Origin of the sequence: Mariniradius sediminis (assembly GCF_021491425.1) — a bacterium.
Taxonomy (GTDB): Bacteria; Bacteroidota; Bacteroidia; order Cytophagales; family Cyclobacteriaceae; genus Mariniradius; species Mariniradius saccharolyticus.
In genome coordinates, this window is record NZ_JAKEVZ010000014.1 from 18,816 (window position 1) to 34,431 (window position 15,616).

A 15,616-nucleotide genomic window follows, 5' to 3' on the forward strand; every position below is an offset into this window, starting at 1 on the left:
GGTTATTTATGATCAATTCCAAATTCATTCATCAACTGTAGGCCATAGTTGCGGATCGTGTCAATGATCGGAATGGCGGATAATCCACGTTCTGTAATCGAATATTCCACCTTCGGAGGCACGACAGGATAAACTTTTCTGACAATAAAACCTTCTTCCTCCAATTCCCTTAGCTGGCTTGTTAGCATCTTGTGCGTAATGTGAGGAATGTCCTTCTTCAGCTCTCCGTAACGCATCACGCGATTTTTCAATCTCCAAAGTATGGGCATTTTCCAGGTCCCTCCTATCCTGTCCATCGCAAACTCGACAGGATTGTAGTACAGCTTCTTATTAAATATAAAATCAGGCATAATGAGTCATTTTTCCATTTCTCACCAAAAGGTGCATATCGTGAACTTGGGTAAGTATATTGTCAAAGGTAGTGTAAAAACCAAACTTTGTTCATCCTCAACACAAAAAAGTTACGATCATGACCCAGATTCAAGAAAGACAAAACTACGTGCACTTTCACGGTGCGCCATCCAAAGGCAAGATTCTTATGGTGGCTAGTTCCCCATCCATCTCCAAACAAACAGGTTGGCCGATTGGCTTTTGGATCGCGGAGTTGACCCATCCTTTGCGGGTTTTCCAAGAGGCAGGATACGAAGTGGAGTTGGTGTCCACGGAAGGTGGTAAACTGGAAATGGACAGCTACTCCAATCCTACCGATCCGAGCGGTTACTCAGCCCATGACGTGATTTCTCTAGGCTATATGCAGAAGCCTGAATTCAATGCCATGCTGGAAAACACCAAAAAGCTTACAGCGGTAAATCCAGCAGACTTTGATGCTATTTTCCTTATTGGTGGACAAGGTCCGATGTATACATTCAGAGGAAACGAAGAATTGGAAAAACTATTTGTCGCTTTCTATGAAGCCGGCAAACCAAGTGCAGCTGTTTGCCATTCCACTACCCTGCTCTTGGAGGCGAAAAAGTCCAACGGGGAATTGTTGGTAGCTGGAAAAACCTGGACAGGATTCGCAGATTCGGAGGAGGAATTTGCCGATCAGGCGGTAGGAATGAAAATTCAGCCCTACCGGATAGAAAACGAGGCCAGAAAAATCAAGGGAACAACCTTTAAAGTAGCAGCACCCTTTGCTTCTTATGCCATCAAAGACGGAAATCTGATTACCGGCCAACAACAAAACTCAGGCGCTGCTGCGGCTGAAATGGTCGTGGAAATACTCAACAAATAATTTCATGTAAGGAATGGAGGCAAAGGATTTACGTTTTTTGAAAGACAAAAGGCTACTGATTTGCCTTTTCCTCTATTCCTTTACCTTCCTTGCCAAGGCCCAATTGAATGAAAGCGATACGGCAAGTTTCCAACTTCGTACAGGTGTAACGGGGGCTTCGCAAAAAGGAAACGTGGATTTGCTGATTGTGAGGGGCAGGTTGGATGTCGTCAGTAATACCAACAAAGCCTTGGTATTCAAAAGCCAAAACAACAGCCTTTACCAAGAATTCAGTGGGTTCAAAGTTGACAATGATATCAACAGCAGAAACTACCTGTATTTCAAACCTTTTCGCACATACTATCCGTTTGCCATGGTTTTTATTCAGACCAATTTTCGGAGGGAAATCAAGCATAGGATTTTCGGGGGTGCGGGATACACTTGGCAGATAATCCAACATTCCAAAAACAATCTCAAGCTATCAGGAAGTCTGATTTATGAAAATACTTCCTTTAGAGACGATCAATTCAATGAAGGCTTTTACAATGGGCGCAGCTCCATCCCAATCTGGAGGGGAACGGTTTATTTGGCTGGTTGGCATAGATTATTTGAGCAAAAAGTAAGGCTTTACTATACCGCCTATTGGCAACCAGGCATCGAAGATGTACCCAACAACCGCGCTTCCTTGGAGATGGGAATCGACTTGCCTGTTTGGAAGGGTCTCGCCGCCGCGTTGCAATATACCTACACCTACGAGCAGGTAGTCACTTCAAAAGTCCGGCAGGTGGATCGAATTCTCACCTTCGGCCTGAGCTATCAAATCAAGAAAAATTGACGCTATGATCCTCAAAAGAAATTTCAACCCGATCAAGGTTTTCGGATATGTCCGTAAAGAGATTATATTTTCATTTCTGGTTTCCATCCTGGTCTGGATAATTTTTGAATTCAAAATAAGCGCTATTGCATTACCCTTTTCCATTTCAGCTATCCTCGGAAGTGCTTTAGCGATTTTTATTGCCTTTCGGAACAATAGCTCCTATGGACGCTGGTGGGAAGCAAGGACCCTTTGGGGCGGAATCGTTAACTCAAGCAGAATCTTGGCCAGGTTGATTATCACGTTTACGGACAGTCATTCCCATCAGTCCAATTACGAAAAGGAACGAAGCGAATCCTTCAAAAAGGAAATGGTGTGGTATTGTATCGCTTGGGTACACGCACTTAGGCTTCACTTGAGAAAACAGGATAATTGGGAAGAACTCCAAACTTATCTTTCTTCAGATGACTTTGATGCTTTGACCAATAGTCAAAACAAGCCCAATTTTCTTCAGCTGATGATGGGAAGAAAAATCTATCAGGCCATGGCCAATGGCACATTGGGAGGATTTGATTCCTTTCAAATGGAGGGGCAGCTACTTGCTTTGGCTAACTACCAGGGAAGTTGCGAGCGGATCAAAAACACGCCCCTACTCCGCCAATACGATTTTTTCACAAGGCTATTCCTTTACGCCTTTATGCTTTTGCTTCCGTTTTCATTGATCGGCGACTTTGGCCGCATGGAAATTGGCTATCTCGTGATTCCCGTTACGCTGATCATTTCCTTCGTATTTGCGATCTTGGCTAAGGTCGGCGAGGTTAACGAGGATCCATTTGAAAACCGAATCACAGATGTACCATTGACGGCACTTTGCATAACAATTGAACGGGACTTGAGAGAAATGCTTGGCGAAAAGGATCTTCCCGCACCTGCCAAGCCTTTTGAAGGGTATTTGTACTAAATTAAACATCAATCAACCGACCATCATATGAAAATCGCAATCATCGGAACCGGAAATGTAGGCGGCGCACTTGCAACAAAATGGGCCAAGGCAGGGCATCAGATTTTTTTGGGTGTGCAGAATCTTACGAACTTCAAGGGAAAAGAACTGCTGAAAAATCCAAATACCACTGCACATACGGTGGGCGAGGCTGTAACACAAGCTGACATCATCTTGATCGCAACGCCCGCTCCAGCCGCCGCCGAGGTTGCCCAATCCTTAGGGGACACCACCGGCAAAATCATCATTGACGCCATGAACATTGTCATGGGACGTGGACCACAGGGATTCAAAACTACCGCAGCGGCAATTCTGGCGAATACCCAGACCAGAGATGTCGTCAAATGCTTCAATACTACTGGTTTCAACAATATGATCAACCCTGTTTATGACAATCAGGCCATTGACATGTTTGTTGCCGGAGACAGTGAAAAGGGGAAAGCCGCAGCCATCCAATTGGCCAAAGACGCGGGATTTGGGGAATGCTATCCTATCGGTGGCAATGACAAATTCGAGTTGATGGAACAATTCGCCTGGTTTTGGATCAACTTGGCCATGTTCCAAGGACAAGGACGGGAAATCGGATTTAAACTTTTGAAAAGGTGAAAATAGCCTTGGTGACCGGCGCCTACAAAGGGCTTGGATTCGAATGGTGTAGGCAATTGGCAAAATGCGGCTACAAGGTCATCCTGACGGCAAGGGATTTTGAAAAGGCCCGTGCAGCTGCTGCAATACTTAACGAGCAGGATATAGTAATTTATCCCAGGGAATTGGAAGTCACCAACGAAGACCAATTGGCTGAATTGGCGACCTGGTCCGCCGGAATGTTTGGTAGGATCGACCTGATCGTGAACAACGCCGGGGTCAATCCAAAGGATTATGCTGATAAAGATAAAATGGCCAAGGCCTTTTACCTGGACCAATTGGATGCCGAGGAAATGCTCAAAGTCATCCATATCAACAGCATCGCACCCCTGCTAGTCGTAAAACACTTCCGTTGGCTTTTAAAAAAAGGCCAACAACCTGTGGTCTTGAATATTTCAAGCTGGTTGGCATCGGTTACCAATCTCCGCTTCGGTGGACACTATGGCTACGTCGGCAGCAAAAACCTGCTGAATGTGCTCAACAAATCAATGGCATTTGAGCTAACGCGCGATGGTATTATCTGCCTCAATGTGAATCCCGGCTGGGTCAAAACAGATATGGGAGGCCAAAAGGCGGAGTTCACTCCCGAAGAATCCGTCAAATTGATCATCCAAAATGTACTCGGAAAAGCTAGGCTAGAAAATTCAGGAAGTTTTGTGAATTACGACGGCATACCGCATCCATGGTGAAAAGACTTTCTGAGCCAATTTCCAAGCCATTGTTTGTCGGAAAATCGTATGGGCCGAGCAGTTTTGATGTTCAATCCGCCTTTTTGCGATTATTACAAGGGCGCTTAAGGTTAGTTTTGGTAATTTTGGCGTAAGCAAAGCCTAACCTTTTTAAATAAATGCAAGAAACCTGGACATTTGATTTTCCCTTTGATAGCATTTCCGAGCAATCCATCTCCAAGCTATTGTGCGAAAAGGAAATGGATCTTGGAATTTTTCTTTCCTATTATTATAAAAAGCAAGGTGCTGTCGCTGAAAACGTCAAACTCAAATCGGGACCCCAATTTTCTTCTCGCACAAGTGGGTCGTTGATCTTGGATTTTGATTTGGTGTTTTTCAACGCCTGTCTTGCCATCCATGAGCAAGAGCGCGACAGTGTCCATGTTCAATTCGAAATCGACGAGGCCAACAGTAAGCTCAAGTTGATTGGTCCCTATTGGCCGGAGCGCGGGATGGATGAAATCTGAGAATTGAGACATGAGATATGAGATGTTAAACAAAAGAATATTTAGGATTTGTCGGGGATGGTTTTTGGTTGTAATTCCTCGCAATTGAAGTATTTTTGGCGCATCAAATTCGACCATGAAAGAATCTACAGAATCCCTTAATTTCATTGAACATATCATCGAAGAAGACTTGGCAAACGGTTTTCCGCAGGAAAAGCTCCGTTTTCGATTCCCTCCAGAACCCAACGGTTATTTGCATATCGGTCATGCTGCTTCCATTTGCCTGAATTTCGGTTTGGGGGAAAAGTACGATGCGCCTGTCAACCTACGCTTTGACGACACCAACCCTTCCAAGGAGGAACAAGAATACGTAGACGCCATCAAGCGGGATATTGCTTGGCTTGGTTTCAAATGGGCCAACGAATGCTATGCCTCGGATTATTTCCAACAGTTGTATGATTGGGCTGTGGAGATGATTAAGGATGACAAGGCGTATGTAGACCATCAAACTTCCGAACAAATCGCTGCGCAAAAAGGCACGCCGACAAGTCCGGGAACAGCAAGCCCCTTCAGAAATCGCCCAATCGCCGAGAGCTTGGATCTTTTCAACCGGATGAAAAACGGGGAATTTCCAGCGGGTAGCTATGTACTGAGGGCGAAGGTCGATATGGCTTCGCCCAACATGCATATGCGTGACCCCATCATGTACCGCATCATCAATGCCCATCACCACCGCACAGGTGACAAATGGTGTATCTATCCCATGTACGACTGGGCACACGGTGAATCCGATTATGTCGAGCAGGTTTCGCATTCCCTATGTACCTTGGAATTTAGGGCACATCGGGAGCTGTATGATTGGTATTTGGATCAAATCTATGATACTTCGCTGCTGAGACCAAAGCAAAGGGAATTTGCAAGGAGAAATCTGAGCTATACGGTGATGAGCAAGCGAAAGCTTCTTGAACTTGTCCAAAAGAATATTGTCTCAGGTTGGGATGACCCACGCATGCCAACCATTTCGGGTCTTAGAAGAAGAGGCTACACGCCGACCTCCATCCGCAAATTCAGTGATTTGGCGGGTATCGCCAAACGGGATAATGTGACCGATGTTTCCTTGCTGGAGTTTTGTATCCGAGAGGATTTGAACCAAACCGCTACCCGTGTGATGGCGGTGCTCAATCCTGTGAAACTGGTTATTACCAATTATCCAGAAGGCCAAACAGAAATCCTGCATTTGGAAAACAACCCGGAAGAGGCCAATTCAGGAAGTCACGAAGTCCCTTTTTCTAGGGAATTGTACATCGAGCGGGAGGACTTCAAGGAAGATGGCGGCAAGAACTTTTTCCGTCTTTCGCTTGGCAATGAAGTCCGTCTAAAAAGTGCCTATATCATCAAAGGTGAGTCAGTAGTTAAAGATGCAGCGGGAAATATCCTGGAAATCCATGTCACCTACGATCCGGATTCCAAATCTGGAAGCGGAACCGAAGCCAGTGAGCGAAAGGTAAAAGGAACGCTCCATTGGGTTTCCATCGCCCATGCCATCACCGCAGAAGTCAGGGAATATGATCGCCTGTTTTTGGATGAGGCGCCGGATGCACACGAGGAGAAAAGTTTCATGGAGTTTATCAATCCCAACTCACTGAATGTGATCAAAAAAGCTTACTTGGAGCCATTTCTGGCAAATGCCACGATGGATAGCAAGTACCAATTCCAGCGATTAGGCTACTTCACACTTGACCCGGATTCAAAGAATGGGCATCTGGTATTCAATAAGACTGTTGGACTGAAGGACACTTGGGCAAAGCAAAACGTCCAAACGCCAACCCAGGCCCAACCAAAACCACAAGCAGCAGCTCAACAACAAGGACAAAAAAAGGCTTTGAACGAGATTCAACAAATTGGGAAAAAGCTCACCAATCTTTCCGGCGATAAGTTGGAATCTGCGATCAATTCGATCAAAGTATTCGCAGAGGAAGTTAGCTATGAGGAACTTGAGGCGCTTTTTGACACGCCCGCCAAAAAAGTAGGGACACGGATCGCGGTAATGTTGGCCTTGGGCGTGCTGTTGAACAAAGGTCAAGCAAAAACACAGGCAGCCCTGGATTTTATCCTTGCTGGAAAAGCGGATGAAAATGAGATGCTTCGGACTGAAGCTGAAAAGTTGAATTGAGAGATTTCAAAGTCGGAAAATTACAAATTTTGAAGGTTGAAAAATCAGGGTTTTTCGAGAGCAGAGAAAAAATAAAAAAGAAAAGCAAAAAGCCTCCAAATTCAACTCGGAGGCTTTTTTGCATTTCAACAATTGGTTTGGTTCAAAAGAAATTTCGAATTTTCCAATCCAACAAATTTCGAATCTAAGCTCTTCGTATTTCCAGTCGGATATCAGAAAATTCCTTTTGCTCGATAAATGGCTGGCTTCTCAACCTTCTACCCGTTGCTTTGAATATTGCATTGGCAATCGCTCCACCTGTCGGAGGAAGCGCCGGTTCACCCAATCCAGTTGGATCAAAACCGCTATCCACATAGTGAACATCTATTTCTGGAACTTCCTTTAGACGAATCAAGCGATAGGTATCGAAATTCCGTTGTTTCGGCAAGCCATTCTCGAAGGTAAGGTTGCCATACATTGCATGTCCCATGCCATCTACGATGCCGCCGCGCACTTGATGGTTTGCACCAGTGGGATTGATAACCATACCGCAATCCGTCACTGCAGTGATCTTCTTCAAAGTTGGTGTATTGTTTTCCATCACGATATCCGCCACTTGGGCAACGTAGGATCGGTGTGAGAAATAAACACTGAATCCTTGCTGCACGTCAGGATTTTTACCCCAATTCGACTTTTCAGCAGCTGTTTTCACGACGCCGATCATACGGTCCACATCATAGCCCAATTCGCCAACTGGATTGGCTTTTGCCCTTTGCAGCAATTCCAACCTAAACTGCACTGGATCCTTTTTGGCGGCTAAGGCCACTTCGTCTAAGAAAGACTGCTCCGCATAAGCCAAAAAGTTGGTAATCGGCGCACGCCAAGCGTTGGTTGTGATGCTGGATTTGTGGTCGATTGATTCGATCAGCACGTTATCGACCGCGCCCGATGGGAAGTTGTTCTCCCGAGTGGAGTTCCCGGCATTCATACCAACGCCCCTGAGTTTGTAGCCGATCATATTGCCCTCAGCATCCAATGCAGCTTCAAACCTGTACCGTACCGCTGGTCTATAGGCACCTCCTGTCAATTCATCTTCCCTGCTCCAGGTCACTTTCACCGGTTTTCCTGTAGCTTGGGAAATCTGCGCGGCCTCCAAAGCAAAATCAGTCCGAAGCCTTCGGCCAAATCCTCCTCCAAGTCTCGTGATCTGAACCGTTACGTTTTCTGGTGGGATTCCCAACAATTGTGCTGTGTCCTGTCTTGCCCGGTCCGGGGTTTGGGTAGGCCCAACCAGTTCCACTTTGTCGCCTTGTACATGTGCAAAGAAGTTCTCCGGCTCCATCGGCGAATGTGCAAGGAATGGACACTGATATTCCGCTGTGACAACTTGTGCCGCCGACTTGAATGCTGCGTCCACATTTCCATCTTTCCTCTTGACATCAGCTTTTCCCGTTGCCAAAAGCTGTTGGAAAAGCCGGTCATGGTCTGCTGTACTTTCTACAGAGCCATCGGGTTCGTATTCGACTCGAAGCAGTTTCTTTGCTTTCATCAGCGGCCAGGTCTTTTCACCGACCACAGCAACACTGTTGCCGATGACCACCACGTCGGATACTCCTGGAACCGCCCTTGCTGCAGACTCGTCCACAGCCTTAATCTTCATTCCGAACGGTGGACGTTGGATCATGGCATTGACCATTCCTTCGCGGTAGAAGTCCAATCCGAACAGAGGCTTGCCAGTGTACATGTCCTTGGAATCCACGTTTTTGACCGGAGTTCCAATGATCTTGAAATCCTTCTTTTCTTTAAGTTTGATATCCTCAGGAGCTGTCATTGTGGATGCTTCTGCCACAAACTCCCCAAAATGTCCCTTTTTGCTACTTCCTTTGTGGGAAATAATCCCGTTTTCAACGGTGATTTCTTCGGCTGAAACTTGCCAAGTTTTGGCCGCTGCTGCCACCATAAGATGTCTTGCGGTCGCACCTGCTTTTCTGAGTCTTTCCCAAGAATGAGGCATCGCACCAGAACCGCCGGTCAACTGCCTGTCATATTTTTCAGTATCCAAGTTGGCTTGGAGTACTCTGACTTTGGACCAATCCGCATCCAATTCCTCCGCAACGACCATGGGAAAAGAGGTCTTGATGTTTTGTCCCAATTCGGGGTTTGGGGAATAGATCACTACGTCTCCGGTTGGGGAAATGGAAAGATAGGCATTGAAGTTCTTGGCTTGTGCCAGAATCTCGTCTGTGCTAAGCACCTTCACCTTTGGCGAGTCGCAGCTCGACCAGCCGAAACCAATGAACAAGCCTCCCGTGGCCGTAGCAGCCATTTTCAGGAAATCCCTTCTTTTTGTATCTGTGATTGTTGCCATGATTATTTCGATTTAGCTGCCATTGCCACTGCTTCACGAATTTTGTGGTAAGTGCCACACCTACAGATGTTCCTGTTCATCGCATTCTCGATTTCCTCCATCGTAGGTTTGGGGTTTTTTCTGAGAAATGCTGCCGCAGTCATGATTTGACCTGCCTGACAATAACCGCATTGGGCTACATCCACTTCTTCCCATGCCTTTTGGATAGGATGGGATCCTTCCCCGGACAAGCCTTCTATCGTCGTGACTTCATCGCTTCCAACGCTCGACACTGGGAGTGTGCAAGAAAACATTGCTTCTCCATTGATATGTACCGTACAGGCACCGCATTGGGCTATTCCGCAGGAATACTTCGTGCCTACCAAGCCCAAATGGTCTCTGAGCACCCAAAGCAGCGGGGTATCATCCTCAACGTCAACCTGATGGTCGGTGCCGTTGATTCGAAGTTTAAAGTTTGCCATTGTGAAAAGATTGTTGTTTAGACTTTCAAGTTAGGAAAATAGAATGGCGTGGTTAAGTCTTTTGATCTAAAAATTGATTCATTTTTTACAAAAAGTGATTTGCGGATTTAAATGGAAGGGGTTTATTATCCGAAAGTTTTCGAGAGAATGCCAATCTTGGCGAAGTATGAATTTTTTTCCATCCTGATTTTTAAAACTATCTGATTAGAATATAACTGGATTTCAACATTACTAGAATCCGCTTCAATAAATATAAATTTTGATATTCCATTATTTTCTTGATTTTAACAAAGTGATTTTTTAAATTTTAGAATTCTTAGAGCGTTTTTTGAGTACTGGTTTTAGTAATTTATTCCTTCAATAACGGGTTTTTGGATTTCTATGAAAAATTTTGCGGCACTTCTTGTCATTGCATTGTTGGCGGTAGTCGTATTGATTTTTGTGACAAACCCAGACTTACTTGGCAAAATTTGGCTGTACCTCATTGGATTCATCGGCTATATTTTGGCGCTTGCGGACAAAGGGATAAAATCCATCGGAAAAGCATTTAAGGGAGATCCCGGCAAGCCGGTTGAGCCAATTCCGGCATCTGCGCCTGCAAAAGTTCATCCCATCCAAGGCACGACTACAGTTAGCGAAACCGAAAAATCAGAACTCCAACAAAAAATCCATGAGCTAGAGAAGCAGCTGCAACAGGCGGGTGACAAATTGGGTGAGCCGCTTGGCAAGGCTACGCTTACTTTGTTGCGGTACATGGATGACGGCGAGACGACCTTGGGAATGTTTTTCCTCAGGAACAAATTTTTTGCCTATGCCCTCGAAGATACCCATCGGGATGAAAAAATCAAGGGAAAAACGCGGATTCCAGAGGGCTTGTATGAGCTGGGCTTCAGTCCTGTCAATCCCGCAGATTCGCGGATAACACGGGATTACCAAGCCAAATACAACTGGTTTACTAAGCACATCCACCTGAGAAACGTCCCTGGATTTGAAGGAATCTACATCCACATCGGAAATACCCACGAGCATACTGACGGGTGCATTCTGATTGCTGATGGCATCAATGTCGACGTCAAAAAGGCGCTCAAGTATTCGGAAAAGGCCTACGAACGATTTTACAGGATTGTCTCAGCCCTGTTGGAATCACATGAACAGGTGACAATACAAGTATTGAATGAGAATTGGTTTGATAGAAGTAAACTGATAAAGACATGAATCAACTAACCCAAAAAAAGATCAGATTGATCATCAAGGTTGCGGCTGTTTTTGCCCTTGGAATTGTTGCCACGTACGGCATCTATATGGCTTTGGACTCCAACGACGAGCTGCAGTTTTTGGCCTATATCATTCCAGCTTTGCTTGTGGTAGGCCTATTGTATGCCATTTTGGTTCGGCATTACAGAGGTGAGGACGAGGCGGGTTCCTATTATGTCAACAAATACCACGATGTCTTTTTCAAGGGCACCATTGTCTTCTCCATCGTATTGGTGGCATTGGCGATGGTGTACAGCTTTGTAATGTACCTCAATCAAAACAATCTCTTTGCGATTATGGGCTTGCTCATCATGGTCGTTTGGATTGCGGTGTTCATGATTTATTTCGTTTGGTCTGTGTACCACTACAATATTAATTTTGGGATTACGGACGGGGAATGGAAAGAAATCGCGAAGGCAAAAAAAGAAGCCAGGGAATTCGGAGTCGATCTGCCGAACAGCGGCGTAAGGGAGCCTACCCATAATCCCTACCGCAGCCAAACCTTTGGGCTACCGCCCGGAACCGTACGAGGCATGATCGCATTTACCCTGCTTTTCGGTGGCATTTCCTTGCTCATCAGCAGCATGGGCAATACCGATGTCGATCCAAATCTATTGCAGCTGCGCATACAGCAATTCGAGTTTTTTGAAACTGCCTTTCTGATGATGATCGCTTTTTACTTTGGCGATAGGTCTCTGAAATACTTCCGGGAACGCTGGAGAAATCCGAATGCAGGTACAGGCAGCGCTACGCCCCCCAGTGCTCCTGGCGAGGAAATGAGGGCCAGCGAACAGCCTGGAACCGGTCCCCGTCCAAGTTCACAGCCTGAGGTTATGGACGAGTTGATGGAAGAAGACGCCGAGTTTGAAGAGGAGGACAAGGCTTTTGGCTTGGAATCATCAAAGCCAACCGCAGTACCTTCTGGTTCCCCTGCAACCGAGTTGAAAAATGCGCTGATGCTTTCAAGAGGTGAAGAAGTGCCCACCACCAACCTTTTCCCATTTGTTCAGATTCAGGACAATATCAACAGGAAAATCCTCAACGACGATCAGATTCAGGAAGAATTGGAAAACCTCGCCAACGGTCCCAAAAAGATCCTTCTCAAGATGCCTGTGGTAAAGGCCGTGATATCTGTAGAATCCTCAGGACGGGGGCACTTGAGCGATGGCAGGGCAAAGATTCTTTTCGAAGGGCATTTGTTTTGGAAACACGTGTACAACGACATATACAGCAAATTGCCAAAAGAAGGCAAGACTGAAGACCAACTCAAGGCAGAAGCAAAGGAAAAAATCGAAGTGCTCTCAAAATCCAATCCAGACATACTCTATAAATTCTGGACAAGGGACTACTACAAAGGCGGTTTTGGCGAATACGATAGGCTCAACAAGGCCAAAGCCATTAACGAGAAAGCCGCTGTTTATTCTGCCTCTTGGGGGCTGTTTCAGATATTGGGTGAAAACCTTGACCACAATATCAAATCGAGGAACTATGCTGATTACAAAGATTTTGAAAAAAAGCAGCATGAAAACGAGCTCTACCATTTTCTCGATTTCTTGGCCTTCATCATGACCAAATCCCACAAGGGCAAAAAGCTCTACGAATACATTCAAGGCGAAGACGAATCAGCCTACAATTGGGCAGCCTTTGCATTTGGATACAACGGTCAAGGTTACAAGGCCAACAAGTACGATATCAAGTTGGCCGAATCCTACGCGAAATTCAAGAAGATATATTCATGAACACACTCATAGACAGCCGGAGGTTAAGCGTCTTTTTCTTGGGAATAATCCTCCTGTTTGCATCCTGCAAGAAAGACGATCGGACCCTTGTAGTGGGAAAAATTCAGAACGCGGCGGATTTGGCAACGACGGAATTCGTGGTAGATAAGATCGTATTTGGCACAAAAACCAAAAAACTAGCGCTCATTAAAGTCAGCGAAGCCACCTTCATGGCCTACTCCCAAGCCAAAATCAAAACAGGGATTGACCTGAATAAGATCAAAGAAAATGACGTCAGGATAGATGGCCGCAAAATTTTTCTCCGCCTCCCTCCTATTGAGGTGATCAATTTCTCCTATCCACCTTCAAGCTTTGTCGCTGACTCAACGATATCCGACCCTAAGGTTTTCCTCAACCGGATCAACGTCCGTGATCAGGAACAGTTCTTCCGTGATGCCGAACTGGACATTCGCGACAACCTACAATACATGGGCATTGTCAAGACTTCCCAAAACAATACCAGACAATTGTTTCGGGTTTTGCTTTCGACTTTAGGATACGACGAAATCTACATCACCTTCGAAAGTGATGCGCTCATTCTTTCCAAAGTCAACCTCCTCGCCGCACCGGATTCGCTAGCCACTACGCCATGATATTTTCATTTCTCAAAAACTGGAAGTTCATATTGGACGTGATCATCGTCTTGGTGCTCATTGTGGCTTTATTTATTTGGAACCCATTTGGGATTTTTGGAGGAAAGGCAAAACTTCTCGATACCGCCAATATGGTAACCGAGATCCGAAGTATCGGCCAATTGGTGACGGCGGAATACTACGGTGAAGTCATTTCTTCGCTCGAAGAGGCTAGAATGGAATTTATTGAAGATGAAAACGTCCAAGAAAGGGCAAAAGCGGTATTCTCAGACTTGGTCGCCGCCATGGACAATCTGAGGAAGTTTGAGGAAAAATCTACAGCCGAGCGCGAGCAATTTGTACTCAACTACACTGACATGGATCGGCGGCAACGGCGCAGGATCGTACGGCAAGATGTGGATCGGAACAACATCCGGGAAAAAATGGATTATCTCGGTTATTTGGAAGACTTGGAAGCAGAACCGATGTTTTTGGAGGTCTTGGAATATTGGTACCGCAGCGCCACGGAAAAGCTGGATAAGAGAAACTTTGATTTCGATCCGAAAACCCAGGACCAAGCGCTGATGGCGATATATGAGGCGAATCTGGCCAAAGGATCAGCATTGCCGGGCAACTTCATGGCCTTTTACTATGACACCAAGAAGAAAGAATTTACAAAAAAAGAACTGCGGCGGAAGATCGCAATGGTGGGCCGAGGTTGGGTGAAAGCTGGGTTCGACTTCACCGATTTGGATCCTTCGGCTTTGGTCTATTACCCAGATCAGCAGGAAATCCACATCATGGGCCTTGCCCCGACGGTTTTGAATGCAGATATCAATCCTTGGTTTATTCCGGAAAAGGGAGTACCCGGTTTTGAGATTCTGGATGTCAACGGCAGGATCGACTTTGAAGACGCCAAAAAGGTCAAAGAGTACTGCGTCAGAAAACTGAAGGACTTCGCCAACCGTGCAAACATCCTTCAAAACGCAGAAAAACAGGGAGAAGAAACCCTCAAAAACCTATTCACGCTCTTGATTGGGCAGGAAATCAAAAAGGTCGTATTTCACCATGACCCATTTGTCCAACAGGTACACGAGATCGAAAAAGACAGCATTGTCAGCCTGGGCGAGCTTTCGCTATTTGATTCCATTTACCAACAGAAAATCAGGCAGCTCGATAGTCTCAGAAACTTGCCTATCCAAGATTCGCGGACAAAAAATTCAATTACGCTACTCGCCTCCCAACTGAAATTTGGCATCAACAGGCTAAAAAAACTGACTGTATACGATTTGGGAGAACCGTTCAATTATTTCTCCTATCAGATCCTGAATATCGCCGGGGACGGCACCATTGATCCAAGTGAGCTTACCTTGTTGCAAGACGTCTGGAGAAGGGAGGCGCCATTGACTGTTAACCATGACCAAAGCGGGATTTGGAAGGAAAAGGAATGGGAAATGCACCTGTGGTTTGAGGATTTTGCGTCCTACAGCCAGCAATTCAACAGCGCGATCAGAAGTCTATCCAAGCGAAACCTGGCAAGTGGCGATATCCATCAATCAAAATATAGCCTGAGCCAAGTCAGTAGTGATCCCGGGATTTTTGACACCCTTACTGTCATCAATATCCATCAATTCAGTGTGGATTCTGTGTTGGTGAATTACGTATTGGATTCAGGGAGTAATGCCGGAGAATTGCTTATGGCGGTCTTTTATCCTTTCCAGTTTGATAGGAAGTTGCTTGATTCGGCGGTCGCCAGCAAAGACCTGCGTAGGGTTCAGAAGTCGGAATTCAAAAAAGACAGCCTTGATTATTTTTACATTGTTCCCGATACGGGAGCCTATGCATATGGTTTTCCGGCAAGGTATGAGCGATTGATCTATCCCACATTGGCCGCTTCTTACAAACAATCTGGTGGCTTGAAGATTCAACCACAACAAAATAGGTCCAACGCTGGATACACGATCATCTTTGATGATGGTAAAAAGGATTCTCTTGAAACGGTTACAATTTCGGTCCAAAGCAGCGAACTCTACCGTTATCTGACCCAAATCGGGGAGCAAAACCAGCAATATCAAAACCGCAATCTCTTCAGAAAATTCACCGGCTATATCAATGGCAAACTCGAGGAGAGGACGAATCCGCCGGATTGGTATAGCCGGTTGAAGAAAAAACTCTAGGGAATTTA

At 45.6% G+C, this 15,616-nt stretch carries 14 protein-coding genes; 11 read left to right on the top strand and 3 right to left on the bottom strand.

Annotation, left to right across the window (positions count from 1 at the left end):
• Positions 1 to 2 precede the first annotated feature (2 nt).
• The gene (locus L0U89_RS16410; RefSeq protein WP_008628963.1) at positions 3 to 350 is read right to left on the bottom strand and encodes a winged helix-turn-helix transcriptional regulator; all 348 of its coding nucleotides are present in this window, start codon (positions 348 to 350) and stop codon (positions 3 to 5) included.
• A gap of 119 nt (positions 351 to 469) precedes the next feature.
• Between L0U89_RS16410 and L0U89_RS16415 the strand changes: the two genes are divergently transcribed.
• The 7 genes from L0U89_RS16415 to L0U89_RS16445 all read left to right on the top strand — a co-directional run bounded on the left by L0U89_RS16415 (position 470) and on the right by L0U89_RS16445 (position 7,019).
• Positions 470 to 1,234, top strand: a complete 765-nt coding sequence (locus L0U89_RS16415; RefSeq protein WP_234862505.1) for a type 1 glutamine amidotransferase domain-containing protein — start codon at positions 470 to 472, stop codon at positions 1,232 to 1,234.
• A gap of 13 nt (positions 1,235 to 1,247) precedes the next feature.
• Positions 1,248 to 2,048, top strand: a complete 801-nt coding sequence (locus L0U89_RS16420; RefSeq protein WP_234862506.1) for a DUF481 domain-containing protein — start codon at positions 1,248 to 1,250, stop codon at positions 2,046 to 2,048.
• A 4-nt stretch (positions 2,049 to 2,052) separates the two neighbouring features.
• Entirely contained in the window at positions 2,053 to 2,988 is a 936-nt protein-coding gene (locus tag L0U89_RS16425) for a bestrophin family protein (protein WP_234862507.1), read from the top strand.
• A 27-nt stretch (positions 2,989 to 3,015) separates the two neighbouring features.
• Entirely contained in the window at positions 3,016 to 3,633 is a 618-nt protein-coding gene (locus L0U89_RS16430) for an NADPH-dependent F420 reductase (RefSeq protein ID WP_234862508.1), read from the top strand.
• Positions 3,630 to 4,361 (top strand): SDR family oxidoreductase, encoded by a 732-nt coding sequence (locus tag L0U89_RS16435; RefSeq protein WP_234862509.1) that lies wholly within the window; start codon positions 3,630 to 3,632, stop codon positions 4,359 to 4,361. The genes L0U89_RS16430 and L0U89_RS16435 overlap by 4 nt, the downstream gene beginning before the upstream one ends.
• 158 nt (positions 4,362 to 4,519) lie before the next feature.
• On the top strand, positions 4,520 to 4,867 hold the full coding sequence (locus tag L0U89_RS16440; RefSeq protein WP_234862510.1) for a hypothetical protein: 348 nt from the start codon (positions 4,520 to 4,522) through the stop codon (positions 4,865 to 4,867).
• A gap of 115 nt (positions 4,868 to 4,982) precedes the next feature.
• A complete protein-coding gene (locus L0U89_RS16445) occupies positions 4,983 to 7,019 on the top strand; it encodes a glutamine--tRNA ligase/YqeY domain fusion protein (RefSeq protein WP_234862511.1) in 2,037 nt (678 codons plus the stop codon).
• A 184-nt stretch (positions 7,020 to 7,203) separates the two neighbouring features.
• Here L0U89_RS16445 and L0U89_RS16450 read toward each other — a convergent pair whose 3' ends face one another.
• Together L0U89_RS16450 and L0U89_RS16455 are read right to left on the bottom strand one after the other, a co-directional pair.
• Positions 7,204 to 9,366 (bottom strand): xanthine dehydrogenase family protein molybdopterin-binding subunit, encoded by a 2,163-nt coding sequence (locus L0U89_RS16450; protein ID WP_234862512.1) that lies wholly within the window; start codon positions 9,364 to 9,366, stop codon positions 7,204 to 7,206.
• A gap of 2 nt (positions 9,367 to 9,368) precedes the next feature.
• Positions 9,369 to 9,827 carry a (2Fe-2S)-binding protein gene (locus tag L0U89_RS16455; RefSeq protein ID WP_234862513.1) on the bottom strand — a complete coding sequence of 153 codons (459 nt, stop codon included), beginning with the start codon at positions 9,825 to 9,827 and terminating at the stop codon, positions 9,369 to 9,371.
• A gap of 381 nt (positions 9,828 to 10,208) precedes the next feature.
• Here L0U89_RS16455 and L0U89_RS16460 point away from each other — a divergent pair, with 381 nt between their 5' ends.
• From L0U89_RS16460 to L0U89_RS16475, 4 genes are read left to right on the top strand one after another with little or no spacing between them, the layout of a single operon-like run.
• Positions 10,209 to 11,042: a DUF5675 family protein gene (locus L0U89_RS16460; RefSeq protein ID WP_234862514.1), complete on the top strand. Its 834-nt coding sequence runs from the start codon at positions 10,209 to 10,211 to the stop codon at positions 11,040 to 11,042.
• Positions 11,039 to 12,820 carry an N-acetylmuramidase family protein gene (locus L0U89_RS16465; RefSeq protein WP_234862515.1) on the top strand — a complete coding sequence of 594 codons (1,782 nt, stop codon included), beginning with the start codon at positions 11,039 to 11,041 and terminating at the stop codon, positions 12,818 to 12,820. The genes L0U89_RS16460 and L0U89_RS16465 overlap by 4 nt, the downstream gene beginning before the upstream one ends.
• On the top strand, positions 12,817 to 13,452 hold the full coding sequence (locus L0U89_RS16470; RefSeq protein ID WP_234862516.1) for a DUF4230 domain-containing protein: 636 nt from the start codon (positions 12,817 to 12,819) through the stop codon (positions 13,450 to 13,452). Before L0U89_RS16465 ends, L0U89_RS16470 begins: the two co-directional genes overlap by 4 nt.
• Positions 13,449 to 15,608, top strand: a complete 2,160-nt coding sequence (locus tag L0U89_RS16475; RefSeq protein ID WP_234862517.1) for a DUF4230 domain-containing protein — start codon at positions 13,449 to 13,451, stop codon at positions 15,606 to 15,608. The genes L0U89_RS16470 and L0U89_RS16475 overlap by 4 nt, the downstream gene beginning before the upstream one ends.
• Positions 15,609 to 15,616: the final 8 nt, after the last annotated feature.